Origin of the sequence: Burkholderia sp. 572 (assembly GCF_040545135.1) — a bacterium.
Classification (GTDB): domain Bacteria; phylum Pseudomonadota; class Gammaproteobacteria; order Burkholderiales; family Burkholderiaceae; genus Burkholderia; species Burkholderia cepacia.
The window spans coordinates 131288-157831 of the sequence record NZ_JBEPLH010000004.1; the positions used below are offsets into that span (position 1 = coordinate 131288).

The 26544-nt window shown below is 69.3% G+C and carries 17 protein-coding genes; 3 read left to right on the plus strand and 14 right to left on the minus strand.

The window, feature by feature from the left end:
- Positions 1-9741: a non-ribosomal peptide synthetase gene (locus ABIC51_RS09155; RefSeq protein ID WP_354006418.1), complete on the minus strand. Its 9741-nt coding sequence runs from the start codon at positions 9739-9741 to the stop codon at positions 1-3.
- A gap of 272 nt (positions 9742-10013) precedes the next feature.
- Between ABIC51_RS09155 and ABIC51_RS09160 the strand changes: the two genes are divergently transcribed.
- The gene (locus ABIC51_RS09160; protein ID WP_060205557.1) at positions 10014-11759 is read left to right on the plus strand and encodes a cyclic peptide export ABC transporter; all 1746 of its coding nucleotides are present in this window, start codon (positions 10014-10016) and stop codon (positions 11757-11759) included.
- Between the two features lie 178 nt (positions 11760-11937).
- Here ABIC51_RS09160 and ABIC51_RS09165 read toward each other — a convergent pair whose 3' ends face one another.
- The 7 genes from ABIC51_RS09165 to ABIC51_RS09195 all read right to left on the minus strand — a co-directional run bounded on the left by ABIC51_RS09165 (position 11938) and on the right by ABIC51_RS09195 (position 18767).
- The gene (locus tag ABIC51_RS09165; RefSeq protein ID WP_175899831.1) at positions 11938-12978 is read right to left on the minus strand and encodes an ABC transporter substrate-binding protein; all 1041 of its coding nucleotides are present in this window, start codon (positions 12976-12978) and stop codon (positions 11938-11940) included.
- Positions 12975-13775, minus strand: a complete 801-nt coding sequence (fhuF, locus tag ABIC51_RS09170) for a siderophore-iron reductase FhuF (protein ID WP_060358149.1) — start codon at positions 13773-13775, stop codon at positions 12975-12977. Before fhuF ends, ABIC51_RS09165 begins: the two co-directional genes overlap by 4 nt.
- Positions 13772-15862: a Fe(3+)-hydroxamate ABC transporter permease FhuB gene (gene fhuB, locus ABIC51_RS09175; protein WP_226129091.1), complete on the minus strand. Its 2091-nt coding sequence runs from the start codon at positions 15860-15862 to the stop codon at positions 13772-13774. The genes fhuF and fhuB overlap by 4 nt, the downstream gene beginning before the upstream one ends.
- Positions 15859-16707 (minus strand): ABC transporter ATP-binding protein, encoded by an 849-nt coding sequence (locus tag ABIC51_RS09180; RefSeq protein WP_027787448.1) that lies wholly within the window; start codon positions 16705-16707, stop codon positions 15859-15861. The genes fhuB and ABIC51_RS09180 overlap by 4 nt, the downstream gene beginning before the upstream one ends.
- Positions 16707-17714 (minus strand): TauD/TfdA family dioxygenase, encoded by a 1008-nt coding sequence (locus ABIC51_RS09185; protein WP_226129093.1) that lies wholly within the window; start codon positions 17712-17714, stop codon positions 16707-16709. Before ABIC51_RS09185 ends, ABIC51_RS09180 begins: the two co-directional genes overlap by 1 nt.
- Positions 17715-17759: 45 nt before the next feature.
- Positions 17760-18002, minus strand: coding sequence for an MbtH family protein (locus ABIC51_RS09190; RefSeq protein ID WP_021163602.1), 243 nt, complete (start codon positions 18000-18002; stop codon positions 17760-17762).
- Positions 18003-18110: 108 nt separating this feature from the next.
- Entirely contained in the window at positions 18111-18767 is a 657-nt protein-coding gene (locus tag ABIC51_RS09195) for an RNA polymerase factor sigma-70 (RefSeq protein WP_146254042.1), read from the minus strand.
- Positions 18768-19092: 325 nt separating this feature from the next.
- On the opposite strand from ABIC51_RS09195, the gene ABIC51_RS09200 reads away from it, so the two are divergent.
- Both ABIC51_RS09200 and ABIC51_RS09205 read left to right on the plus strand, forming a co-directional pair.
- Positions 19093-19347, plus strand: a complete 255-nt coding sequence (locus ABIC51_RS09200; protein WP_021163600.1) for a hypothetical protein — start codon at positions 19093-19095, stop codon at positions 19345-19347.
- A 48-nt stretch (positions 19348-19395) separates the two neighbouring features.
- Positions 19396-19533 carry an HHHH-motif protein gene (locus tag ABIC51_RS09205; RefSeq protein ID WP_021163599.1) on the plus strand — a complete coding sequence of 46 codons (138 nt, stop codon included), beginning with the start codon at positions 19396-19398 and terminating at the stop codon, positions 19531-19533.
- Positions 19534-19598: 65 nt separating this feature from the next.
- Here the strand turns inward: ABIC51_RS09205 and ABIC51_RS09210 are convergent, their stop codons facing one another.
- From ABIC51_RS09210 to ABIC51_RS09235, 6 genes are all read right to left on the minus strand, one after another.
- Positions 19599-20924, minus strand: a complete 1326-nt coding sequence (locus ABIC51_RS09210; RefSeq protein WP_226129095.1) for a calcium-binding protein — start codon at positions 20922-20924, stop codon at positions 19599-19601.
- A 72-nt stretch (positions 20925-20996) separates the two neighbouring features.
- Positions 20997-22028 carry a fimbrial protein gene (locus tag ABIC51_RS09215; protein WP_059484556.1) on the minus strand — a complete coding sequence of 344 codons (1032 nt, stop codon included), beginning with the start codon at positions 22026-22028 and terminating at the stop codon, positions 20997-20999.
- Positions 22025-22771 carry a fimbrial biogenesis chaperone gene (locus ABIC51_RS09220; RefSeq protein ID WP_175899841.1) on the minus strand — a complete coding sequence of 249 codons (747 nt, stop codon included), beginning with the start codon at positions 22769-22771 and terminating at the stop codon, positions 22025-22027. The genes ABIC51_RS09215 and ABIC51_RS09220 overlap by 4 nt, the downstream gene beginning before the upstream one ends.
- A gap of 16 nt (positions 22772-22787) precedes the next feature.
- Complete coding sequence (locus tag ABIC51_RS09225) at positions 22788-25274, minus strand: fimbria/pilus outer membrane usher protein (RefSeq protein WP_481193270.1); 2487 nt, start codon at positions 25272-25274, stop codon at positions 22788-22790.
- A gap of 86 nt (positions 25275-25360) precedes the next feature.
- The gene (locus tag ABIC51_RS09230; RefSeq protein WP_027787455.1) at positions 25361-25873 is read right to left on the minus strand and encodes a fimbrial protein; all 513 of its coding nucleotides are present in this window, start codon (positions 25871-25873) and stop codon (positions 25361-25363) included.
- A 257-nt stretch (positions 25874-26130) separates the two neighbouring features.
- Positions 26131-26313: a hypothetical protein gene (locus tag ABIC51_RS09235; protein ID WP_226129097.1), complete on the minus strand. Its 183-nt coding sequence runs from the start codon at positions 26311-26313 to the stop codon at positions 26131-26133.
- Positions 26314-26544 lie beyond the last annotated feature (231 nt).

Below are 26544 nucleotides of genomic sequence, written 5' to 3' on the forward strand. Positions count from 1 at the left end.
TTATTGGGTTTCCAGTTCGCCGAGCAGCGCGTCGATCGCGCTCGCCGCATCGGTCGCGCCGCGTGCCGCGCAGGCCGCATCGATCGCTTCCGCGCAACGCGCCAGCGTGCGCGTGTCGAACAGCGTGCGCAGCGGCAACGCGAGCCCCCAGTGCAGGTTCGCCTGCGCATGGGCCTGCGTCGCGAGCAGCGAATGGCCGCCGAGCAGGAAGAAGTCGCCGTCGCGGCCGATCGCGTCCACGTGCAGCACGCGTTGCCAGATCACGGCGAGCGCGCGCTCCGTGTCGGTCGCGAGTGCCGCTTCGGCCGCCGTCTCGCGTACCGGCGCGGGAAGCGCATGGCGGTCGCACTTGCCGTTCGGCGTGACGGGCAACGTGTCGAGTTCGACCAGCTGCGACGGCACCATGTAGGCCGGCAGTTGCGCGCGCAGCGAGTCGAGCAGCGCCGCCCGGTCGAGCGGAGCCGCATCGCCGCGCGCGACATAACCGACCAGTTGCTCGTCGCGCACGATCACGACCGCATCGTTCACGCCGGGCGCCGCGCGCAGCAGCGCCTCGATCTCGCCCGGCTCGATCCGCTGGCCGCGCAGCTTGACCTGCGTATCGACGCGGCCGAGGTAGTCGAGCGCACCGTCCGCACGCCGTCGCGCGAGGTCGCCCGTGCGGTACATGCGCGCGCCCGGGACGAACGGATCGGGCACGAAGCGCTCGGCGGTCAGCGCCGGACGGCCGAGATAGCCGCGCGCGAGGCCCGCGCCCGCGAGATACAGTTCGCCGGTCGCGCCGGCCGGCACCGGCTGCCATGCGGCATCGAGCACGTGCAATTGCAGGTTCGCGATCGGATGGCCGATCGGCACCGCGACCGCCTGCGCGTCGTCGGGGCCGCACGTCCAGTGCGACACGTCGATCGCGGCCTCGGTCGGCCCGTACAGGTTGACGAGCGTCGCGTGCGGCAGCAGCCGCGCCATTTTCTCGACGAGTTCGGGCGCGAGCGCCTCGCCGCTCGCGACGATCAGGCGCACGCTGTCGCATTGCGCGGCGGCCGCGAAATCGTCGAGATGCGCGGCGAACGCGGCGAGCATCAACGGCACGAAGTGCAGCACCGTCACGCCGTGCGCATGGATCGCGGCCGCGAGACGCGCCGGATCGCGATGGTCGCCGGGCGCGGCGATCGCGAGCTTCGCGCCGATCGCCAGCGGCCACACGAATTCCCACACCGACACGTCGAAGCCGAACGGCGTCTTGTGCAGCACGACGTCGTCGCGCGTCAGCCGGTACGCGTGCTGCATCCACGCGATCCGGTTCGCGAGCGCGCCGTGCGTGTTGCCGGCGCCCTTCGGCTTGCCGGTCGAGCCGGACGTGTAGATCAGGTAGGCAAGCTGTGCGTCGTCGACCTCGGCGGTCACGCCGGCGTTGTCGTCGACCGTTTCGTCGACCGTTTCGTCGACCGTTTCGTCGACCGTTTCGTCGACGGTTTCGTCGACGGTTTCATCGGCCAGCAGGTCCGCGACCGTCAGCAGTTGCGTCGTTGCACCGTCGCCCAGCGCCGCCTCGACCTGCTCGCGCAGATGGGCCTGGGTGATCGCGACGGCCGGCCGCGCGTCGCGCAGCAGATACGCGATGCGTTCGGCCGGATAGTCGGGATCGACCGGCAGGTAGGCCGCGCCGGCCTTCAGCACGCCGACCAGCGCCATCACCATGTCGAACGAACGCTCGACGCACAGCGCGACCGGCGTATCGGGCCGCACGCCGCGCCGGCACAGCGCGGCCGCGATGCGCGACGTACCGACGTCGAGCTCGCGATAGGTCGCGCGATGCACGCCGCCGTGAACGTCCGCGTATTCGAGCGCGATCGCGTCGGGCGTCGCCCGCGCCGCATCGGCGAATTGCAGGTGCAGCGGCTGCCGTTGCGAAGCCGGCCATGTGCGCGCGGTGTCCTGCGCCCGCGCCAGTGCGTCGCGGGTGGCGTCGTCGGCGATCGACAGTGTGCCGAGCAGCGCATCCGGCGTGCGGGCCAGCGCATCGAGTGCGCAGGCGAACGCGCGGTGCCAGGTTTCGACCTGCCGCGCATCGACGCGCGCGGTGTCGTAGCCGTAGTCGATCGTCAGCCCGGCGCCGCTCTCGATCACGAGCGTCAGCGCGAAATCGGTGGCTTCGATGCTGCGCACGCCGCTCAAAACCAGCGCGCGCGGATCGGCGTCGCGCGCCGTGTCGTCGACCGGGTAGTTCTCGAACACGACCAGCGTGTCGAACAGTGCGCCTCCCGCGCCGCGCGCCCAGCGCTGGATGTCGGCAAGCGGCGTATGCGCGTGCTCGGCGGCCGCCGCGTTGTCGCGTTGCAGGGCCTGCAGCCAGTCGGCCGCGCGTTGCTGCGGCGCCGGCGCGGTGATCACCGGCACCGTGTTGATGAAGAGGCCGAGCACCGAATCGACGTCCGCGAGTGCGTCGGGGCGGCCCGCGACGGTCGCGCCGAACGCGACGGCCGGCTGGTGCGTCATCCGTTGCAGCGCGAGCGCCCACGCGCCCTGCACCAGCGTGTTGACGGTCAGCTTCAGCGCCCGTGCCGTCTGCGCGACACGCGTCATCGCGTCGGCATCGAGCGTCGCGCGCCACGTGACCATGTCGGCATCCGCGCGGTCGGCCGTGCGGTCCGCGATCAGCGTCGGGGCGTCGAGCCGTGCGAGGCGTTCGGTCCAGAAGCGTTCGTCGGCGTCGCGGTCGCGCGTGCCGAGCCAGGCGATGAAGTCGCGATACCGGAGTGCCGGGCGGCTCGCGAACGGCGATACGGCGTCCGGGTCGCGATAGTCGCGCAGCACGTCCGCCAGCAGGCGCGCGGTGCTCCAGCCGTCGAGCAGCACGTGGTGACGCGTCCACACGATGCGCCATGCGTCGTCGGTCACGCGGATCAGCGTGACGCGCATCAACGGCGGCTCGCGCCAGTCGAAGCCGCGTGCGCGATCGGCCGCGAGCCATGCGTCGAAATCGGCGTCGAGCGTGTCGCCGCGCGTGCGCCAGTCGAGCTGTTCGACCGGCATCCGGGCATGGCGATGCACGCACTGCAGCGGCGCGGCTTCGTCCGGCATCACGCTCGTGCGCAGGATGTCGTGGCGCGCGACGGACGCTTCGAACGCGGCGACGAGCCGGTCGGCATCGAGCGCGGCCGCGGTCGCGACGAGCTGGTTCACGTAGCTGGCGTGACCGGGTGCGAACAGCGCATGGAACAGGATGCCCTGCTGCATCGGCGACAGCGGATAGACGTCGTCGATCGTGCGCCAGTCGAGCGGCGTGCGTTCGATCGCGGCCTGCGTGAGACCGGCGGCCTGCGCGAGCGGGAAATCGCCCGGCGTCGCGCCGGCGCCGCGATGCGCGACGCGTGACGCACACGCATCGACGAGCTCGCGCAGCGCCGCCGCGAAGCGTTCGGCACATGCGTCGATCGTCGTGCGCTCGAATTGCGGCGCACCGTAGACCCAGTGCACTTTCAGCGTGCGTGCGCCGTCGCGATCCGTATCGAGGTACGCGTGGATCGCGAGCGCATTGCCGAGCGGACCTTGCGGATCGCGCTCGACGCCGGTGCCGCCGAAGCGCGGCACGAGCACGGCATCGCGCGGTGCGTCGAACTGGCCGAGATAATTGAACGTGACGCGCGGACGCGGCACGGCGGCCAGCACCGCGCGCGTCGCCGCATCGCCGTAGTGCGCGAGCACGCCGAAGCCGAGCCCCTTGTGCGGCACGGCGCGCAACGTGTCCTTGACCGCGCACAGCGTGTCGCGCGCGGTGGCCGCGACCGGCAGCGTCACCGGGTAGTGGCTCGTCAGCCAGCCGATCGTGCGGCTCGCATCGGCATCGTCGAACAGCGCCTCGCGGCCATGCCCTTCCAGTTCGATACGGCACGAGGCGGCGCCGCTCGCGCCGGCCAGCGCCATTGCGAGCGCGGCACCGAGCAATTCGATCGTCTGCGTGCGATAGGCGGCATGCGCATCGGTCAGCGCCGCGCGGGTCAATGCCGCGTCGATCGTCTGCACGACGACGGCTGCATCGGCGTTCGTCGCCGTCGCGTCGGGATGGTCGGGCACGACGTCGTCACCCTGCGCCATGCCGGCCCAGTACGTCGCCTCGGCCGCGAACGGCGATGCCGGTTCCGTCGCCGCACGGACCAGCCGCGACGCCCAGGCATCCGCGCGCAGGCCCGGCTGCGACAGCCGGATGGGCGTGCGCTCGCATGCCGCGCGGTAGGCCGAGTCCAGGTCGTCGAGCAGGATGCGCCACGACACGCCGTCGACGATCGCATGGTGAATCGCCAGATAGAGCTGCGTCGAGCCGTCCGGCAAGCGAGCCGCGCATGCGCAGGCCAGCGGCCCGCGACCGAGGTCGAGGCGGCGCTGCAACGCGTCGAAGCGCGTGAGCGCGTCGGCTTCGTCATGTGCGGCGACTTCGACGAACGGCAGCGCGTCGTACGGTTTCGCGGCATCGCTGGCGTGCCACGTGCCGTCCGCGCCGCGTGCGAAACGCTGGCGGAATGCGTCGTGATGCGTCAGCAATGCGTCGAAGGCGCGCGCGAAAGCATCGGCGTCGAACGGCCCGCGCACGTCGAATGCGACCGACTGGTTCCAGTGGCCCGGGCGCGGGATGTCGAGCGCGAAGAAGCGCTGCTGCGCGGGCGTCAGGACCTGCGCCGTCACCGGTGCGCCGGCAGCAGATCCGGCAGCAGGCCGCGCGACGGCGGCGGCGACAGCCACGTCCTCCGTCTTCGCGATGCGTGCGAGTTCGGCGACCGTCGGGCCGTCGAACAGCTGCTTCGGCGTGAAGCGCACGCCACGCTTGCGCGCACGGGCGATCACCTGCAGCACGAGGATCGAATCGCCGCCGAGTTCGAAGAAGTTGTCGTCGCGGCCGACCTGCGGCGCCTTCAGCACGGCCTGCCAGACTTCGGCGAGCATCGTTTCGACCGCGCCCTGCGGCGCATTCCCGGGCGCCGTCGCGACCGGCGCGGCCGCCTGTTCACGCAACGCGGCACGATCGATCTTGCCGTTCGCGGTCACGGGAAGGCGTGCGAGCGCGACGAACTGCGCGGGCACCATGTAGTCGGGCAGCTTCGCGGCAAGCGCCGCGCGCACGGCGGCCTCGTCGAAGGTCGCGCCGTCGCGCATCACGACGAACGTCGCGAGCCGCAGGCGGCCATCGTGTTCGATCGCGAGCGTTTCGGCCTGCGCGACCGGCCCGGCCGCACGCACGGCCGCACTCACCTCGCCCGGTTCGACACGGTAGCCCCGAATCTTCACCTGGTCGTCGATGCGGCCGAGGAACGCGAGACGGCCGTCGGCGCGCAACCGGACGCGGTCGCCCGTGCGATACAGCCGCGCACCGGGCGTAAACGGATCGGGCACGAAGCGCTCGGCGGTCTGCGCCGGGCGCCCCAGGTAGCCGCGCGCGACGCCCGGCCCGCCCAGATACAGCTCGCCCGTCGCGCCGGCCGGCACGCACGCGCCGAACGCGTCGAGCACCAGCGCGCGCGCATTGGGCAACGGCAGGCCGAGCGGCACGCCGCTCGCGGGATCGCGCGCATCGGCGGGGATCGACGCCGTATCGCACGCGATCGCACCGACCGTCGCCTCGGTCGGCCCGTAGTGGTTGATCACGCGACAGGCCGGCGCAAGCGCGGCCAGGCGCGCGACGAGCGCCCACGTCAGCGTTTCGCCGCCGGTCACGAGCGCATGGCGCGGCAGCACGTCGGCCGGCACGCGCGCGTCGAGCAGCGCCTGCAGGTGGCTCGGCACGATCTTCAGCACGCCGACGTCACGGCGGCGCATCTCGTCGGCGAACAGGTCCGGATCGAACGCGCACGCGGCCGGCAGCAGGTGCAGCGTGCGGCCCGCGCACAACGCGCCGAACAGCGTCGTGTGACCGAGGTCGGCCGCGACGGTCGATACCATCGCGAACGATGCGTCCGGTGCGAACGCGAGTTCGTCGAGCATCCCCTGCACGTAGTCGGCCAGCGCGCCGTGCGACACGACGACGCCCTTCGGCGTGCCGGTCGAGCCCGACGTATAGATCAGGTATGCGCCCTGTTCCGGGTGCGGCGCGACGCGCACGCCGGCCGCGAGCGTTGCGTCCTGCGCGAGCGTGTCGACGTCGAGCGGCTGCGCGTCGATGCCGGCCGGCCACGCCGCGGTATCCGCGACGAGCGCCCAGCGCGCGCCGCAGTCGGCTGCCGCCGCGGCCAGCCGGGCGGCCGGCTGCGCGGGATCGAGCAGCACGGCGAGCGCGCCGGCCTTCAGCGCGCCGAGCAGGCCGACGACGAAGCGTGCGGAGCGTTCGATGCAGACGATCACCGGCGCTTCGGCGCCCACGCCTCGCCCGGACAGCGCGCGTGCGAGGCGGTTCGATGCGTCGTCGAGTTCGCCGAACGTCAGCGACGCCGACGCATCGGCAAGCGCGACGCGATGCGGATACGCGGCCGCCTGCCGCGCGAACGCGGCGACGATGTCGGCATGTTCGATGCGCAGCGCACGGCCGTCGCGCGGCTGGCGCGCAGCGGCCGACGCGTCGCACGGCAGGACGGCCGTCGTCTGGTGCGGATCGCGCGCGGCGGCACCGACGAGCGCCGCGTAGCTGTGGAGCCACGCGCGCGCGGTGTCCGCATCGATGCAGTCGGTCGCATAGGCCGCGACCAGTTCGATGCCGTTCGCATCGTCGGTGAAATCCACCGCGAAATCGAAGCGTGCGGCGAGATCGGGGCCCGGCGTCGCAACGGCCGTCGCGCCCGGCAGCACGCTGTCGTGCCGCGCGTCGAACTGCTGCGCGAATTTCACGCGCAGCCATTCGTCGCCGCGCTTGACCGGCGGCTTCACCGCATCGACGACACGCTCGAACGGCACGTCCTGGTGGGCGACCGCGTCGAGCGCCGCCGTGCGCGCCGCATCGACGAGCGCGCGGAACGGCAGCGTCGGCGCCACCCGCACGCGCAGCGCGACCGTATTCAGGAACAGGCCCAGCAGCGCACGCGTTTCGGGGCGCTGACGATGCGCGACCGGTACCGCGACCACGACATCCGTTGCGCCGGTCAGGCGCGACAGCCATGCGTCGAGCGCGGCCAGCAGCACCGTGAAGACGGTCGCCTGCGCGTCGCGCGCGAGTTGCCGCACATCGGCCGCGACCGCGTCGGGCAGCCGCACCGACACGCGCGCGCCTTGCAGCGTGCGCGCCGCGCCCGGCTGGCGGTCGACCGGCAGCGCGAGCGGGCCCGGCACGTCGCGCAATGCGTCGCGCCAGTAATCGAGCTGACGTTCACCCTCGCCGCCGGCCAGCATGTCGCGTTGCCAGTCCGCATAGTCGGCGTACTGGATCGGCAGATCGGGCAGCGACGGCGCGCGGCCTTCCGCATACGCGCGATAGGCGGCCGACAGTTCGTCGAACGCGCAGCGCGAGCTCCAGCCGTCGGTGATGGCGTGATGGGCGGTCAGCAGCAGGCGGTGACGGTCGCCCGCGAGCGCGACCAGCGTCGCGCGCAGCAGCGGGCCGCGCGCGAGGTCGAACGGTTCGGCCGCCTCGCGCTCGGCAAGACGCGCGGCTTGCGCGTCGCGGGCGGCGGGCGGCTGGTCGCGCAGGTCGACGTCGGCGATCGACACCGGCAGATGCGCATGAATCCGCTGCATCACCACGCCGTCGTCGTTGTCGACGAGCGTCGTGCGCCATGCCTCGTGCCGGCCGATCACGTGATCGAGCGCGCGTTGCAGCGCGTCGCGATCGAGCGTGCCGTCGATCGTCCAGTGCGCGGCGATGTGATAGGCGGCGCTCGCGTCACGCGTTTGCGCGAGCACCCAGAAACGTTGCTGCGCGAGCGAGGCGGCGCGATCGACGTACGGCGCGCATGCCGCGGCGGCATCGGCCGCATCCGTCGTCGAACGGCGCGCGGCGATCGTGGCCAGCGGTTCGCCGGTTTCGCGTTCCGCACGATCGACCGCTTCGGCCAGTTCGGCGAGCGCCGGATCGGCGAACAGCGTATCGAGCCGCAGGTTCACGCGTACCGCGGCACGGATCGCGGCCTGCAACTGCATCGCGGCGAGCGAATCGGCGCCCAGCGCGAAAAAGCGGTCGTCGCGCGACGGTGCGGCATCGAGGCCGAGCAGCGCCTGCCAGAGGCCGGCGAGCTGCTGTTCGGTCGGCGTGCGCGGTGCGTCGCCGCCACCCTGCGTCGTGTCGCGCGCGGCGACAATCTTCTCGCGCAGCGCGGCACGGTCGATCTTGCCGTTCAACGTATACGGCAGCGCATCGCAACGCACGAACCGGTGCGGCTGCCATGCCGCCGGCAGTTGCTCGGCCACGTGCGCCTTGAGCGCCGCATCGTCGGCCGCCGCGCGCAGTGCGACGCACGCGATCAGGCGCGTCGGCCCGTTGCCGGTTTCGGCGACCACGGCCGCATCGGCCACGGCCGGATGCGAGCGCAGGCACGCGGCGATTTCGGCCGGCTCCACACGCACGCCGCGTACCTGGACCTGGTCGTCGAGGCGGCCGATATAGTCGAATGCGCCGTCGTCGCGCAGCCGTGCGAGGTCGCCGGTACGGTACACGCGCGCACCGGGTTCGCCGTCGGCATCCGGAATGAAACGTTCGGCCGTCAGCGCCGGGCGGCCGTGATAGCCGCGCGCGACGCAGGCGCCGCCCAGCAGCAATTCGCCCACACCGTCGCCCTCGCCGCCCTCGCCACCGTCAACGCGCGCGACGCGCGGGCCGATCACGCGGCCGATCGGCAACGACGCATAAGCATCGTCGGCGGCCAGCGCGGGCGTCTCGCCCGGTTCGACCGGCCACAGCATCGGCGAAATCACGGCCTCGGTCGGCCCGTAACCGTTGATCAGGCGGACCGACGGGAAGGTGCGGCGCACGAACTCGAACGCCTGCTGCGGCAGCGCTTCGCCGCCGAACGCGAGCACGCGTAGCGCCGGCGGCACGCCGTCGCGCGCGGCCACCGCGGCGAATTCGCGCAGGTACGCGGGCGGGAACGCCGCCACGTTGACCGCTTCGCTCACCATCAGCGCATGCGCGGCATCCGGCGCGAACGGCTGCGGCGGTGCGACGACGATGCTCGCGCCGGTCGCGAGCGGCGCGAGCCAGCACTCGTGCGCGGCGTCGAAATTGACCGACGCGAAATGCAGCAGGCGGTCGCCGGCCTCGATCGGCAGCGCGGCCGCGAGCGCGTCGCAGTGCGCGGCGAGCGGCCCGTGCTCGACGACGACCGCCTTCGGCGTGCCGGTCGAACCCGACGTGTAGATCATGTAGGCGGCCGCACGCGGGTGGACGGGCGCCGCCTCGTCATCCTGGGTGACCTCCTGGCCGTCCGCCGCATCGGCTGCCGCGTCGAACGCGTGCTCGAACGGCGCGCCGAGCGCCGCGCGGCCGGCCGCGTCGACGATGCCGTGCCGCAGCTGGGCATCCCGGACGATCCAGTCGAGGCGCGCGGCCGGATGGCGCGGGTCGAGCGGCACGAACACGCCGCCCGCCTTCAGCACGGCCAGCAGCGCGACGAACAGTTCGCACGAACGCTCGACGCACACGCCCACCCGCACTTCCGCGCCGACACCGGCCGCGCGCAGTTGCCGGGCCAGCCGCGACGCCCGCGCGTCGAGCGCGCCGCGCGACAGGCGCAAGCCGTTCTGGAAAGGTGCCGCGATTGCGGGTGCGTCGGGCGCGATGCGCGCCAGTTCGCGGATTCGGTGATGCAGCGCAGTCGGGAAACTCGTCATGTGCGTGAAGTCCTTCGGTCCGGCCGCTTCGGCCAAGTCTCGGGGCCGCTTGGGGCGGCTTCACTGGTGTGACGAACGGCGCGGCCGATTTTTTACCGTTTTGTGCGCAAAGTGCGGGCGGACGCTTTTTTTGAACGCGCGGCTAAATATTTGCGCGGCCCGTTCGTCTATCAGGGAGGAAAGCCGCAACGGGGCCCCGCCTCGCCCGCCGCTTTCGCGCCAGTTTTGCCGTTCTGGCGTTTTCGCCTGCCTTCCCTTTACCGACGTTGCCGATGACCGCTGCCCACGAGCCTTCTTCCCCGCCGTCCCTCGACGCCTCCCCCGCCCGCCCCGCGGCGCGGCTGATCCTCGCGCTGCTGCGCGAAAGCCGCGCGTCGCTCGCGCTGGCGCTCACCGCGTGCGTGCTGAACGGCGTCGCGAGCGTGCTGCTCGTCGCGACGCTGAACCGCGCGCTGTCGCAGCCGGGCGCGGCCGACGCGTCGCTCGCATGGCGCTTCGCGCTGTGCGCGGTGATCGCACTCGTCACCCGGATCGTGTCGGGCACGCTGTTCGCGCGCCTGTCGCAGGACACGATGGCGCGGCTGCGCGTGCATCTCGCGCGGCGCGTCGGCGCGGCCGAGCTGCGCGACATCGAGCGGATCGGCGCGGCGCCCGTGCAGTCGGTACTGACCGACGACGCGACCAACGTGTCGATGCTGTTCTTCGCACTGCCGAACCTGGTCATGCACGGCTCGATCGTGTTCGGCTGCCTCGGTTATCTCGCGTGGCTGTCATGGCCGGTGTGCCTGCTGGCGCTGGCCGCGATCGTCGCCGGCTCGCTCGGCTATCACACCGGCGATCGCCGCGCGATCGCGTCGCTCGAGGCGGCCGGTCAGGCGCAGGACCGCCTGTTCGGCTATCTCGGCTCGCTGTTTTCCGGCGCGAAGGAGCTGAAGCTGCACGATGAACGCGCAAGACAGTTCGTCGACGGCCAGCTCGGCGCCGCGATCGGCGAAGTGCGCGACCACCGCCGCCGCGCATTCAGCGCTTACGCGGTCGGCGTCGGCTGGATCATCTTCCTGTTCTATGCGTTCCTCGGCGTCGCGTCGTTCTGGCCGCAGCTCGGCGTGCATGCCGATCCGGCCGCGGCCGCCGGCTACGTCGTCGTGTTCCTGTTCATGCTCGTGCCGCTCGACGGGCTGCTGAACAACCTGCCGACCGTCAACGCGGCACGCGTGTCGCTGACGCGGATCGAAGGCGTGATGGCCGAATTCGGCGCGCTGCGCACGGTGCCGCCCGCGGCCGACGCACCCGACGTGCCGCCGGCCGGCGCCGTCACGCTGCGCGGCGTCACGCATGCGTACTTCCACGAACGCGACGAACGGATGTTCAGCGTCGGGCCGATCGACCTGACGATCAGGCCGGGCGAGCTCGTGTTCATCGTCGGCGGCAACGGCAGCGGCAAGACGACGCTCGCGAAGGTGCTGACGGGGCTTTACGAACCGGAGGAAGGCACGATCGAGGTCGACGGCCGCCCGATCGGCTGGCGCGAGCGCGCCGCCTATCGGCAGCGCTTCAGCGCGGTGTTCAACGATTTCCACCTGTTCGATGCGCTGCTCGGCATCGTCGATCCCGACGATCCGTCCCGCGCGCAGGCCGATGCGCGCGCGAACGCGCTCGTCGCGAAGCTCGCGCTCGATCACAAGGTGAAGGTGGTCGACGGCGCGTTCTCGACCCGCGCGCTGTCGACCGGGCAGCGCAAGCGGCTCGCCCTCGTCGTCGCGTACCTGGAGGACCGGCCGTTCTACCTGTTCGACGAATGGGCGGCCGACCAGGATCCGTCGTTCAAGGCCGTGTTCTACGAACAACTGCTGCCCGAGCTGCGCGCGCGCGGCAAGGCCGTGATCGTGATCACGCACGACGACCGCTACTTCGATCTCGCCGACCGCTTGTTGAAGCTCGACAACGGACGTATCGTCAGCGACACGATGCCCGCGCGGTCACGCGCGCAGGACGGCGTCGACGCGCTGAGCGCGTAATCCGGCAGCCGATGAAAAAATCGCCGGTGGGCTGCAATGGCAGCGCACCGGCGAAATTCGTTTCGGAAGGAAATGTGGGTGGCGCGCGGCGCGATCGTCGCAATGCCCCAGCCGTCCAGCGCGAGTCGGGGCTACCGCCACACCCTGCCCGCCCGGGCGGCAATCGACCGCCGCACACTCAACGCACGGCCGGCAGCTTCAGCATCGTGTCGGTCATCACGTCGGCCAGTTTCAGTGCCGACATCGGCCCGCCGAACCCCCAGATATTGCGTTCAATCAGCGCGATCCGGCGTTCCTTCATCGCGGGAACGAAACGCCACACCGGCGAATCGAGTTTCGCGGACAGCGGCACGTCCATGCCCGATGCGGTCACGAACAGCACGGCCAGCTCGCGCTGCCTGAGCAGATCGGCCGACGTCACGTACAGCGTGCCTTCCCGCGTCGGTTTCTTCGGCCACGGATCGAGCCCGAGCGCCCGCGCGAGGCCCGCCGACGTGCTGTTGCCCGTATAGGCCCAGTAGCGGTCGGGCAAGCCGAGATCCTGCAGCAGCGCGATGCGCTCGCCTTTCCTGCCCGCGGCCGCGAGCCGCGCCGCATTGCGCGCGATGCCCGCATCGAGCTGCGCATCGACCGCCTGTGCGCGCGCGTCGCGCCCCGTGACCGCACCGATCGTCCGGAAGATCTGCCGCATCCAGTCGAGCTGCGTCACCGGCACGCCGCCGTCCGACACGTTCGGGCTGAACTGGAACAGGATCGTCGGCGCGATCCGGTCGAGCGCATCGAAAATCGGCGCATGACGAAAGCCGACGCCGATGATGAGATCGGGCTTGACCGCCGCAATCGCCTCGAGGCCCGGCTCCTGGCGCGAACCGATGTCGGTCACGTTGGCGAGCCGGTCGCTTTGATAACCGAGCCAGCCCGGATAGAACGCCGTATCGGCCATCCCGACCGGCACGAGATCGAGCGCGATCACGCTTTCCGCGAACATGAAGTCGAGCGCGACCACGCGCTGCGGCCGCACCGGCATCGTCGCGCTCGCCTGCGACACGACGGGATTGCCGGCCAGCGATACCGCACCCGGCGCGCCCTGCGCGCGACGTGCATCGAGGGCCGCGGCAACGGCGCCGGACGAGGCCGACAGCGCGCCGCAACACGCGGCGCCGAGCGCCGCGAGTGCGCCGATCGCGCCGAGTGCGTGCCGGCGGCCGGCATCCGTCACCGGATCGCGTCCTGCTCGGCCAGCGCCGCGTCGTCCATCGTCAGTAGCAGGGGGCAGCTTCCACACAGTTGCGTTTCTCCAGGAATTTCATAGCGCAGGCAGCACACGCGTCGCGCGCGGAACGGCGTGGGCAGCAGCGCCGAACGCGGCACCGCATCGCGCACGGGCATGCGCAACGGATTCGGTTCGCACGCAAAGCACGTCGCACCGAACAGCCAGCCCGCGTCGCGCACCGGATCGGCCGCGCATGGCAGCGCACGATACGTATCGAGCAGATAGTCGAGCAGGTTGCCCGCGTTGCTCCACAGCACGCGCGGCGTGACGCGCCCCATCGCGGCGAGCAGGTCGATCACCGCGCCGAGATGCGCGACGAGCCCCGCGTAGCGTGGCGCCGGGTCGTCGCAGGGTTCGCCGAGCGCATCGTGCGTGAAATACAGCGCGGCGGGCATCCCGTCGTCGAGCGCGACGAACGTGCGCTCGGGTGTCATGTCGAGCGGCCGGCCGAGCGTCAGCGCGGCGACGACGCCGGCCGGCGCCGCGCGGCCGAAATAGTATTTGCTCCATTGCGACATCAGCGCGCGCGCGTGCTGCGCCGGATCGCCGCCGTAATGGCGGACCATCGCGTCGAGCACGATGTCGCGGTGCGCGGGCAACGCGCTGACCGGCACGACGAGGCGGCCCGGCGCGTGCGCGTCGTCAGGCAAACCGAGCCAGACGACGTCGAGATGGTCGGCGAACGGTTCGGGCGCGAACGCCGAAAAACGCGTGGCGCGCGCGCCGTCGAGCGGCAGCGTCATCGCCCCGCGCGCCGGGCGCGGCGCCCCTCGAGGATCAGGAGCCCGAGCAGGTACGGCGCGCCGATCAGCGCGGTCAGCACGCCGGCCGGCACTTCGCGCGGCGCGACGACCGTGCGCGCCGCGAGGTCCGCCACACCGAGGATCAGCGCGCCGCACGCGGCCGCGAGCCACAGCCGCGTACGGTGCCGGCGCGCGCCGAGCATCGTCGCGACGTGCGGCGCCATCAACCCGATGAAGCCGACCGGCCCGACCGCCGCGACGGCCGCACAGGCGGCGAGCGTCGCGATCGTCAGCGCGAGCGGCCGCAGCACAGCCACCGGCAGGCCGAGCGCGGCCGCCTGGTCGTCGCCGAGCGCGAGCATGTCGAGCGGTTTCGCGAGCCACGCGAACACGGGCACCGCGAGCACGCACCACGGCAGCAGCATCGACACCTCGCCCCAGCTGCGGCCGTAAGTCCCGCCGACGAGCCACACGACGAAGCGCGCGGGCTGCACGCTTTCCTGCGTGATCAGCCATTGCGCGAGCGTGGTCCACAACGCGCCGATCACGATGCCCGTCAGCGCCACCGCGAGTGGCGCATAGCGATGCCGGTGATTCAGCGCGAGCGTGATCGCGAGCGACAGCCCGCCGCCGATCAGCGCAGCCGCCGCGAGCGTCGCGTGGCCCATCAGCGGCCACGTCGACAACGCGAACAGCGTGACGAGCCCCGCACCCTGCGTGACGCCGAGCACTTCGGGGCCCGCGAGCGGATTGCGCACGACGCTTTGCATCGCGACCCCGCTCACCGCGAGCAGCGCGCCCGCGAGGAGCGCGCACAGCAGCCGCGGCATGCGCAGGTCGATCAGCATCCGCGCGAGCGCATCGTGGCCGGACAGCGCAGCGGACCAGCGCGCGATCGACAGCCACTCGGGGCCGGCCGACACGCCGACGAACACGGCCAGCACCCCTGCCACGACGAACAGCGCCGTGCGCAGCGGCCAGCCGAGCCGTTCGAGCCAGCCGACGAGCCGCGTCGCGCCGCCGCCCGCCGCGCGTTCGGCATCCGCATGCAGCACGCCCGACCACGCGGCGCCGCGCCGGATCATCGCCAGCATCAGCGGCGTGCCGACCAGCGCGATCGCGACGCCGGTCGACAGCGTGGCGTCGAGCCCCGACGCGAGCACCGCGCTGTCGGTGACGAGCACGAGCGCACCGCCCGCGAGCGCCGACAGCGGCACGAGCACGCCGAGCCGCGCGGCGCGCGCGCCGCGCACCTGGCGCAACAGGTTCGGGGCGACGAGGCCGACATACGACAGCGGGCCCGCGATACTGACGGCCACGCTCGTGAACGCGACCGCGACGATCGTCGCGGCGAGCCGCGTCGCGTCGACGCGCACGCCGGCCGCGGCCGCCGCGTCGTCGCCGAGCGTGAGCGGATTCAGCGGCCGGATCACGAACGGCAATGCGATCAGCGGCACGACGAGCCAGCGCGCGGCGAGCGCGAGGCCCGTCGCGCCCGGCTGGTACAGGCTGCCGTTGGTCCACAGCGCGGCGCCCGCGATGTTCTGCTCGAAGAAGGCGAGCACGAGCGTCGACAGCGCGGCGAACAGCAGCATACACACGCTGCCCGCGAGCACGAGACGCAACGGCGTCGCGCGCCAGCCGCCGGCCGCGACGATCGCGCAGGCGGCCGCGGCCAGCCCGCACACGAACAGCAGCGGCACCGACGCGACGCCGGCCAGCGCCGGCACGAGCATCGCCGCGAGCAGGCCGAGCTGGGCGCCGCCCGTCACGCCGAGCAAATCAGGCGACGCGAGCGGATTGCGCGTGAGCGACTGGAACAGCGCGCCCGCGATGCCGAGGCACCCGCCCGCGACGAGCGCGGCCGCGACGCGCGGCAGGTTGAGGTCGAACAGGAACACGTGCGCAAGCGCAGCGGCATCGCTGCCGGGCACCGCGCTCCACCACACGCGCAGATCGGGGGCGACGCGCAACGCCGCCAGTGCCGCGATCAGCGCGACGAGGCCGATCGCGATCGCACCGGCCCGGCCCGATGTCGTGCCCCTCCCCGCCGCCGCGAGGCGCTTGCGCATCGCGAACGTGGTCATACGGCGAGATCCCGGTCGAAGACACCGGCCGCCTGCGGCGCGCCGTCGGTTGTCGGCCCGTAGGCCGGCACGCACATCGGTGCGCCCGTCTGCGGATGCGCGAGCTTCAGCATCTCGACGCCGAACGCCGCGCGCAGCCGCGCCGGATCGAGCATCGCGTCGGGCGTGCCCTGCGCGACGAGGCGGCCCGCGCGCATCAGCACGATTTCGTCGCTGTATGCGGCCGCCTGGTTCAGGTCGTGCAGCACCCAGACGATCGTCAGCCCGCGCGTGCGGTTCAGCGTGCGCAGCGCATCGAGGATGTCGAGCTGATGATGGATGTCGAGATAGGTCGTCGGTTCGTCCAGCAGCACGATCGGCGCCTGCTGGGCGAGCGCCATCGCAATCCACGCACGCTGGCGCTCGCCGCCCGACAGTGCACCGACGTCGCGCTCCGCATCGCCGGCGAGGCCGCTCGTGTCGAGCGCCTCGTCGATTGCCGCGTGGTCGGCGCGAGACAGGCCGCGCAGGAAGCCGCCGTACGCATAGCGCCCGTACGCGACGAGTTCGCGCACCGTCAGGCCCGACGGGATCTGGTTGAACTGCGCGAGCATCGTCAGTTCGCGCGCGAGCGCGCGACGGCGAAACGACGCGAGCGGCTGCCCGTTCACTTCGACATGGCCGGCACGCGCGGGCTGCAGGCCCGCGAGCGTGCGCAGCAGCGTGCTCTTGCCGCAGCCGTTCGGCCCGCACAGCGCGGTTACGCGGCCGGCCGCGATCGACAGGTCCAGCCCGTCGATCACGACATGGTCGCGATATCCCACCGACAGCCCGCGCGCGGCAAGCGCGGCGGTACTACGCGTCATCAATCCTCCGTTCGGTCGCGCGGGACCGTATAACTCTGCGCCATCGCGACGACGACCTTGCGCGGCCCCTCGAACGGGTCGCGCGCATGCGCGGTCAGCATGTTGTCGAGCATCAGCACGTCACCCGTGCGCCACGGGAACACGATGCGCTGCTGGTCGAGCACGCCGCGGATCTCCGCGAGCGCGTCGGCTTCGAGCGGTTCGCCGTCGCCGTAATACACGTTGCGCGGCACGTTCTCGAGCCCGACCGCGTCGACGAGCGCTTCCTGCATGTCGTCGTCGAGCGCCGACAGGTGAAACAGGTTCGCCTGGTTGAACCACACGCGGTCGCCGGTGCGCGGATGGCGCGCGACGGCCTGGCAGCGTTCACGCGTGCGCAGCAGCAGCTCGCCGTCGTCATCGGTGCGCCACGCGCATTCGATGCCGCGCGCCGCGCACATCCGTTCGACCTCGGCCGGTTCGTCGGTGCCGAACGACTGCTGCCACGGCAGGTCGAGCCCCTGCCCGAAATTGCGCACGTACAGCAGCTCGCGCTTCTCGAAACGCGCGACGAGCGCCGGATCGAGCGCGCGATACACCGCGCGGCTGTCCGCGATCGGCGTCGCCCCGCCCTTCGGCGCGGCGAGCGCGCAGTGGAACCAGATCCGCAGCGGCCATTCGCGCGTATACGACTGCTCGTTGTGCAGCGGAATCGCGCGGTGCGGCGGGTACTCGGTCGACGTGTAGACGGCGCCCTCGACCTGGCTGCGCGGTGTCGATGCGTATTCATAGCCGATCAGCGGATCGCCGAACGACGCCGCGAACTGCTGGAACGCGTCGATCGACGGCACGTGAAAACCCGTGAACAGCACACCGCCCGCCCGTTCGAGCGTATCGGCCGCGATCTCGCGCGTCAGCGGCGCGACGTCGTCGATCGACATCCCGTCGCTGCCGCGCGGCGACACGACGGTGGGCAGCCCCGGCTCGATACGCAGGTCGTCGAGCGTCGGCAACGAAAGCAGGGTCATGCAACGTCCTCTTCAGGTAGCGCGCCGCCCACGCGGCGCGGCGGGTCACGACGCGCGCGATGCGCGCTCGCCGTCCATCGCGCGGCGCAGGCTTGCGGGGCGCATGTCGGTCCAGACGGTCTCGATGTGCGCGAGACAGTCGGCTTTCGGGCCGCTCACGCCCACTTCGCGCCAGCCGGCCGGCACGGGCCGGAACGTCGGCCAGATCGAATACTGTTCTTCGTCATTGATGACGACCGTATAGACGAGATCGTCGGTGTCGGCGGAAGGCGTCGTGGCTTGCGTCATGATCGGAAATCGCTGAGGCGGTTGAAAGTGGCAAAGCGGATGGCAAAGCGGCGGTTTCGGCCGCTCCTGTCTGATAGACGATTGGCCGGCGCGTTTTTTTACCCGCGCTTACCGGCGCCGCGTGCGGCCGCCCAGGAACACCGGGCACGCGACACCGCGATGGCATGCGTCGAGGCATTCCGCGCAGTGGCGCTCCGCGTCGCGCACCATGAAATGCACAAGCGTCTGCGACACGTTCAGCGCGCGCGCCGCGGTCTGCAGCGTCTCCTCGCGCAGCCGCACCATCTCGAAGGCTGCGCGGCTGCGCGCCGGCAGGTCGTCGAGCGCGGCCCACACGCGCCGCAGCGTATCGCGCGTCAGCAGTGCGGCTTCCGGCGTCGGCTCGGGCGACGGCACGTCGAAGCCGTCGTCCTCTTCCGTGTGATAGACGTTCTCGAGGTTTTGCCGGCGGCACGCGTCGATCGACGCATTGCGCACCATCCGCGTCACGTACGCGACCGGCTGGCGCACCGCATCCTGGTTCGGGAATTCGACGAGCTTCACGAACACGTCGTGCACGACGTCCTCGGCACGGCTCGCACAGCCGACGAAGCCGCGCGCAACGTTCACGAGCATCGCGCGATGCGAGATCAGCACGTCGAGCAACGCGCCTTGCACACGGGGCTCCGTGGCGCGGCGCGCACGCGGCGGCCGGTCGGGATGACTGCCGAGGAACGGGTTCGCCGCTGCCGCCGCCGGTCGGTCGAGCACTTCCGCCATCGCCATCGATCTGCTCCGTCAAATTCCGAGATAGCGCAATTTAACGTAAACGCAAATCATTCTCAATCTGATTACTGAATGCCCCTTTCAGTCGACAGGATTTGTCTGAACAATTGGCGGAATCGTTGCCCGGGTGGAGGGGGCGCACGGCGGCTGGTTCGGTACGTGGTCATCGGCTAATCCGAACGGCGCGACCGGCCTGCGCCCCACCGACACGATCTTTCACGCGTCTGACAAAACGCCTGCACGTGTCATGTGCGGTAGCAACTTCTTACTACGTGAAATTTTGGGGGCTCGTACGATCGGGGTGCTGTTTCCAAGGGAGAAAACCATGAAATCCATCGTGTTGTCCGCTGTCATGGCTGGCGCGCTGTCGAGCGTGATGCTGACCGGGTGCGTCGCCTATCCTGCCGGTCCGGCTCAGGTCACGATCGGCTGGCATGGCGATCGTTACTGGGACGGCAATCGCTACTGGGAGCGCCGCGACTGGGAAGCGCAGCATCCCCGCGGATATGACGACCGCCGGGACGACCGACGCGATGACCGTCGGGACGACCGACGCGACGATCAGCGGCCGCAGTGGTAAGGCGTTCCCTCTTCCCGTGATTCACTTTTCAACGATCAGGACTGCAACATGAAAACGCTACTGAAATCGCTCGCCGTCGCGGCGCTCGCCGCCGCCGTGCTCGTGCCGGCCATCGCCGAAGCGCATCCGCACCGCGTGTGTCACTTCGACCATCACCATCACAGGATGTGTCGCTGGGTGCGGTAAACGAAACAAGGCGCCGGAAAACCGGCGCCTTGTTTCATCGCTTCACCTGCGTGCGACCACGCTCGTCAGCGTGCGGCCGGCAACCGCGGCAGGCATCGCGCGAGCTGCGCCGGGCTGACGGGCATGCGGCACACGCTTCGCTGCATCGCTGCGTCCGGCTTCGCCGCCAGCATGCGTGACGCCGCCTTGCGCGGCGAAGCCCGCACCCGCAATGCGTCGGCGCCCGGGCTCGCCGGCTGCAACGCACGCAGGGTCGCCGCATCGATGTGCACTTGCCAGAACTGCGGCCGATAGTCGGGATCGCCGTCGCGATAGCCCTGCCCCGTGATGGTCTGCCCGTCGGGGCTCACACCGATCACGTTGGTCAGGTTCAGCGTGCCGACCGACAGGCCGGCCGCTTCGAGCAACGCAACGAGGCTGCGCATGCCGCTTTGCGGCGTCCACACGAAGACGCGCTCGGCACCGGTCTGCCCGTTGCTCGATGTGCCGATGACGACCCGCCCGTCCGTGCTGATCGCTTGCGCGTAGCTGCTGTCGTCACCGTTGAGAAAACCGAGCCGCTGAATGCTGTCGCCGCCGTTCGTCCACAGCACGGCCTCCGAGTCGACCCGTTGTCCGTCCGGCGTGACTACCAGGGTGCCGAGCGAGCCGGCGATCGTCCGTTCGTCTTCGGTCACGCCGCGGGCCATATCCATTCTCGCCACGCCCGCGTTGATCGTCGGCAATAGTCGTTCACCGATTCGTTCTGTCCAAAGGAGCGCACGCGAGCCATACACGCCGTCGACATTGCCGGCGAACCCCGCTGCCGCATTCCCGGACGAGGTCATCGACAGGAGCTGCACGATATAGTCGCCGCCCGGCGGCAACTCGCGGAAACCCCTCGGCTGGTCCCACATGAACCGTGCATTCCGGCCGTCTGTCGCCGTGAAACTGCCCGTCATCCTCGTGCCGGCGAGGTTCGCGACTTCGACCGATGCGTCCCGGCCCGCCGTATCCGGAACGAGTTTCTGTGTGCGACCGTCGCCGGGCCATCGCACCGCCCATCGATCGACGTTGCTGCTTTCCGCCTGGCGCGCACTGATCGAGCCGCCGATCACCTGCCCGTCGCCCGACACCGTCTGTGCCAGCGAGTCATAGGCGTTCGCCGGCGCGGCCAGCCGTTGCCAGCCCGTCGCGGCCGACCACGAGAAGGCCATCGAGTTACCGGGCTGCGCTTCGCTCCAGTAGGAACCGATGATCGTCTTGCCGTCCGCGCTGACGGCATTCCCGTTGTACCGCATGTCGCGCGGACCACCCAGGTCACCGATCACGGTCAGCGAATAACCCCCCGCCGATACCGTCTGTGCGTGAGCCGCGCCCACCGTCGAAGCAACGAACAGTGTCGCTGCCATGGTGCCCTTCAGATGCATTTTCATCTCCCCCAATAAGCGCTCGATCGTCGCCCTGCCAGGGCCTCGCGCGCGTCAGTAAATAAACAGGCGGATCGTCGCCGTTGCGTCGAACCTTCCGATCTTCGGTGGTCCGAACGACTTCAGCACCGCGTCCATCAATACGCTCTGGTTCATGACGTTCGACGGGAATTGCGCGAGCGTGAACTGTTCGTTGAATGGAATCGCCTTACCCTGGCTGTCTTCGATGCCGATACCGAAATTGCTGTCCGACGCGGGCACCAGCAAACCGTTCCGAACCGGAAAGCTCGTTTCGAAGTACCCATCGACCTTCACCGCGACATTGCATTTCTTGGTTAGCGACAACGAGAAGCGTTTGCGCGGCACCGCCGGTAGAAAGCCATTGCCGACCGACTGTACCTGCCCGAAATTGACGATGCCCGGTTCGGGCGTCACCAGCACGTCGACGAAGCACGGTGTCGGCTTGAGATTGCGCATGCCGCTCAGGCGGTACTGGAAGCTCGGGTGGATCGCATTCAGCCCCTTCGCTCCGTCGAACTGGAATACCGTGTAGATGTCGCTCGGCGGTTGCGTCCACGAGCCGCGCTTGCGGACGACCACCTGATAGGAAATGTCGATAGGTACCTTCGGGCATTGGCCCCATGCCAGTTTTTCGTCACTGCACGCCGGTACCGTCTTGCCCGTCGCCACGCCGGTGCCAGGCTGACTCCCCGCGCCAAAGTGGTCCTGTCCCAGGTACCGGATGCCGATTTCGAGCCCCCAGGCAGCCGGGTTCTGCTTGTTCGGATTCGCGTAGAAGGAGATCGGATCGTCGATGTCGATGTTGCCCTTGCCGCCCAGATCCTTGAAGCAATACCCCGTCGTCGTGCGAACCGGCGACACCCAGATCACGTAGCCGTCAGGTGCGTCGGTCGGATAGGAGGCGACACCGCCGATCGATTCCGTCATCGACGTCGCACCGCTGCTGGTCACGCAGCGTACGGCAAACGCCGGCTGCATGGCGGCGACCAGCACCGCGAAGATCGCCAGGCGCAGCCACGACGCCATCGTCAACATGCGGAGGGCCTGTCGTCCGCCCCCGCTCATTTCTTCACGCTCTTGCAAGCACCGGCCTCGCACGCATACTCGACCGCCACCTGGCCGCCGTAATCGTCGATGTGCGTGACGAACAGCGTCGCGGGCGTCGCGGCCTTGAACGGCACGTCGGCCGTGCTCATCGGGCTGACCATCACCGGCTCCAGCGGCACGTGCGTCTTCTGCGCACCCGACGCCACGTCGACGATCGTGATGTGATACGGCGTCGGATTGTCGAACACGAGCTTGTGCGCGGCCGCATCGACGCGCAACGTCATCGGCAGCGTCCAGTCCTCGTCGCGCGCGGGCTGCACGGCCTTCGGCCGGTAGAACAGCTTCATCTGCGTATGCAGCGCGATCTGCAGCGTGTTCGGCGTATCGGTCTTCGGCGGCACTTCGCGGATGTTCAGGTAGAACACCGATTCGCGATCGGCCGGCAGCTCGGTACCCGGCAGCTTCGCGATCCGCAGCACGTTGCGCTCGTTCGCCTCGACGCGCTGCAGCGGCGGCACGACCATCAGCGGCGACGTGATCTTGTTGCCCTTCGCGTCCTCGAGCCACGACTGCACGAGATACGGATACGTCGTGCTCTTGTTGGTGATCGTGACGACCGCCGCCTGTTCGCCTTCGTTGAAGATCACGCGCGTGCGATCGGGCACGATCGCCGCCTGCGCGGCGCCCGCGAGGAGCGCACCGGCGGTCGCGAGCACGCACCATGCGCGCCGCGAAAAGGAAAGGGAGAAGGAGTTTTTCATCGCTGGATCCGTGAATTCATCGTTCGACCCGCGCGGCCGCTGCATGCGACTCGCCGGGCGTCTGGCACGTCACCGGAATCGGCGTGCCTTCGAGTTGGAGCTGGTTCGGCAGCGTGTCGATCGTGCAGAGCGTGCGTTCGCCCGCGCGCACCGCCAGCGTGGATTTCGGTTGAACCTGGGTCAGGAACGCCGCGCCGCCCTCGCCGACGATGCCGAGTTCCTTGCCGTTCGCCATGTCCTGCACCGATGCGCCGAACGGCAGCGGCTTGCCGACCGGGTCGGTCAGTGTCAGGTACAGGTTGCTGCCGCGCGCGGCGGAGAACTTCACGAAGCCGATCGCGCCGTCGGTCAGCACCATGCGCTGGATCGGGTTCGACACCTGCACCTCGAGCGGCAGCTTCTCGACGTTGACCGTCGCGTCGTAGACGTTGTACGGCGAGATGCCGTCGAGCACCGTATAACCGCGCGAATCGGTATGCGAGAGCGTGCCGGACAGCGGCACGTCGGGCACACCGTCGGTCGACACCAGCAACCGCGTGTCGCCCGCGTTGCCGTTCGCGTGCGCCGCGACGCCGTATTGCGTCGCGACAAACGAGCCGTCGACTTCGAGCGACGCGGCCGCATACGCATTGGCGAGCGTCGACGCCTGCGCGGTCAGCTGATACGCCGACGAGCGCTGGCGGTAGCTCGCGTTCGCCGACGCCCGTCCGTCGGTCGCGCCCGCGTTGACCTGGTAGGTGCGGCCATCCGGATCGTCGTAGATATAACCGGCGTTCACGCTCGTGCTGCCGCTGCCCGTCGTCAGGTTCGACGTGACAGTGTGGCGGCCGCCGATCGGCAGCGTCGCGGTGACGGAGACCTGGTTGCCGCTTGCACCGGCGCTCTGCGTGCGGAACGCCGATACGCTCACGTTCAGGTTGCGCAGCGTGCCGATCGAGAACGCGCGCGTCAGCGTGAGGCCGACGCGCTGCTCGTTCGCACGTTCCCAGTAGGTCGTCTGGTCGTACGAGAAATAAGTCGACGTGTCGCCGAAACGCTTCGACAGCGTCGCCGAGTAGCGCTGCTTGCTGTTGGCGAGGCCGTACGCGGTCGGGTCGCCCGAGAACTGCGCGAAGTTCGTGTATTCGCGCTCGGAGAAGCGATAACCGAAGAAACGCACGTCGGCATCGAGCCCGTCGAAGTGCTTCGAATAGTTGATGCGGTACGAGTTGCCGTTGCGCGTCGCGCCGTTCCACCACAGGCGTGCCCGCGCATGCGTGACGTCGGCCGACAGCGCGCCGAACGCGCCGAAGTCGCGGCCCACGCCGAGCGCGATCGACGTGTAGCCCGACGCGGCGATGAAACCGCCATACGCGGTGACGTCGAACGGCAGGCCGTAGGCGATTTCACCGAAGCCGAAGAACGGCGTGATGCCGGCGCCGCCAAAGAGCCGCGGCTTGCCGACGGCGGCCTTGTAGCGCAATTGCCCGGCGCGCGCGAGGAACGGCACGGCGGCCGTCGTCACCTGGAAGCGCTGCACGCTGCCGTCCTCTTCCTCGACTGCAACGTCGAGCGTGCCCTGCACGCTCGTATTGATGTTCTGCAGCGCGAAGGCGCCCGGCGACACGCGCGTCACGTACAACACGCGGCCCGCCTGGGACACGGTCACGGTCGCGTTGGTGCGCGCGACGCCCGAGATCAGCGGCGCATAACCGCGCAGCGAAGGCGGCAGCATGCGGTCGTCGCTGCGGATCGACGCGCCCGTCAGCGCGAACGTATCGAAAATGTCGGACGTCAGGTAGTCGTCGCCGAACGTCACCGTCGACTGGATCGACGGCAGCGCGCGAAATGCATAAAGCCGGCTGAAGCGGAACGTGCGGTCCGCGTAGGCCGTATTGCCCACGTTCGATTGCGCCTGGTAGTCGCCGCGAAAGCGCCATGCATCCCAGTTCGCGCCAACCGTCCCGTAGGCCTGGATCGAATTCGTTTGCCCGCCACCCGTGCCGAAGTTGCGGTTCGTGTTCGCGATCACGCGATAGTCGAGCATCGCGCCGGGGATCCCTTCCGACCAGCGCTCCGGCGGCAGGTAGGTCGTATCGTTGAACTCGAGCGCAGCCTGCGGAATCGTGATCTTGAGCCGCCCGTCGCTTTTCAGGTAGCGCACGGTCGCCCCCTCGATCGCGCCGAGATCGACGCAACGTCCACCCTGGAAGCGCGGCAGGTCCTTCGCGAGCGTCGGCTTCAGCCCGAACTGCGCGACGAGTTCCGGGCGCAGGCACGGTTTGCCGGCCCCCGACGCGTCGACGGCGATGAACTCGATCGCCTGCAGCCCGTAGAACAGGTCGTTGACCTGTACGTCGAGCATGTACTCGCCGGGCAGCGTGAAGTCCGCCTGCGAGAACTGCGACAGATCGACGTTGTTCGAGCCGTCGATGCTCAGGAACGACGAATTGAATTCCGTCGCATGGCTCTGGCTGCCGACAACCAGCACGGAGACGCAAAGGAAGGAATGTCTGATTCGCACGCGGCGCTACCGGAAGTCCAACGAAGGGGGGAAATGAGGAAATACGAACGAGGAAGGGTGCGCGCACCCTTCCCCGGTACGGCGGCTTACTGGTAGCGGACGGTGAAGTTCGCCACGCCTTCGGCGGTACCCGGCGTCACGCCGGCTGCGGTCGCTTCGTACATGGCCGCGAAGCGTGCGACGTTCGTGCCGTTTTGCAGCACGGTCGGTGCCTTCTGCTCGGCGCCGTTGTCGAGGTATTCGCCCGACGCTGCCTGCAGGCGGATGCCGACGTTGGTTGCCGAACCGATCGTGGCGAGCAGCTTCGGCTGGCCCGCGCTCGACGTGCCCGTGAACGTGAAGTACGCGTTCTGCGCGACGCTCGTGTCGCAGTCGGTCAGCTTGATGTCGAAGTTGGTCGGCGTGGACTTGTCGCCAGCTTGCTTGAACACGTTGGTCGGCACCTTGCCGAGGTTCACGGTCTGATTGACCGAGCCCGAATCGATGCCGCATGCGCCCGCGACGATCTCGCCCGTGAAGTTGATCGTGCCGGTGCCCGCTGCGAAGGCCGAGGTCGACAGGGCCGCGAGTGCGACAGCGGTCAGGATGGATTTTTTCATGACGTTTCCCGAAAGGACTGCAAATGGAATAGATGACGTGGCGGACTCAAACGGTAGCGTGTGGTGGCTCCCGTCCGTCACGAGGCGGCATTATCGAGATAATCGTGAAAGTTTTCTGTAAATCATTGTCAAATGCATCTGACAATGTTCGATTTACCCCTCCAGATCCACACTATTTCCCGTCAATTTTCAATACGGGAATTTTTATCCGCAGTCCTTTTTTATTCCTTGGAAACAATTGAAGATTAAGGATATTTTCAATCGACAGCCAAAGCCGCCCCGCGCACCATTGCCGGCATTGGCTCCGGCAAATCATCCTCGAAAAGGACAAAACATTGTCCAGAGCCGCCATCGTTGTCCGACGACAACGCCAATATCAAATCATTTTCAACAAACAGGAAATTAACCGGCGATTCAATCAATACAATTTTTTCGCGCAAACGATTGCGACTTGAATACAAACGTTTTACCGCGACACTTTGCCGCCATCATTATTTCCGATATAGAGTTAATTCGCTTGTCAATTCCGGATCGTAAATCGCACGCATGAGCGGTCGCCGGAACCCGACATCGGGACCGCATCGCATGGGAGAAAGAAGGCAAAATGACCCGCACACGTTTGCGCGGAATTGCGACATGAGCGGTCGCAAGACGACGGCTGTTCCGGCACG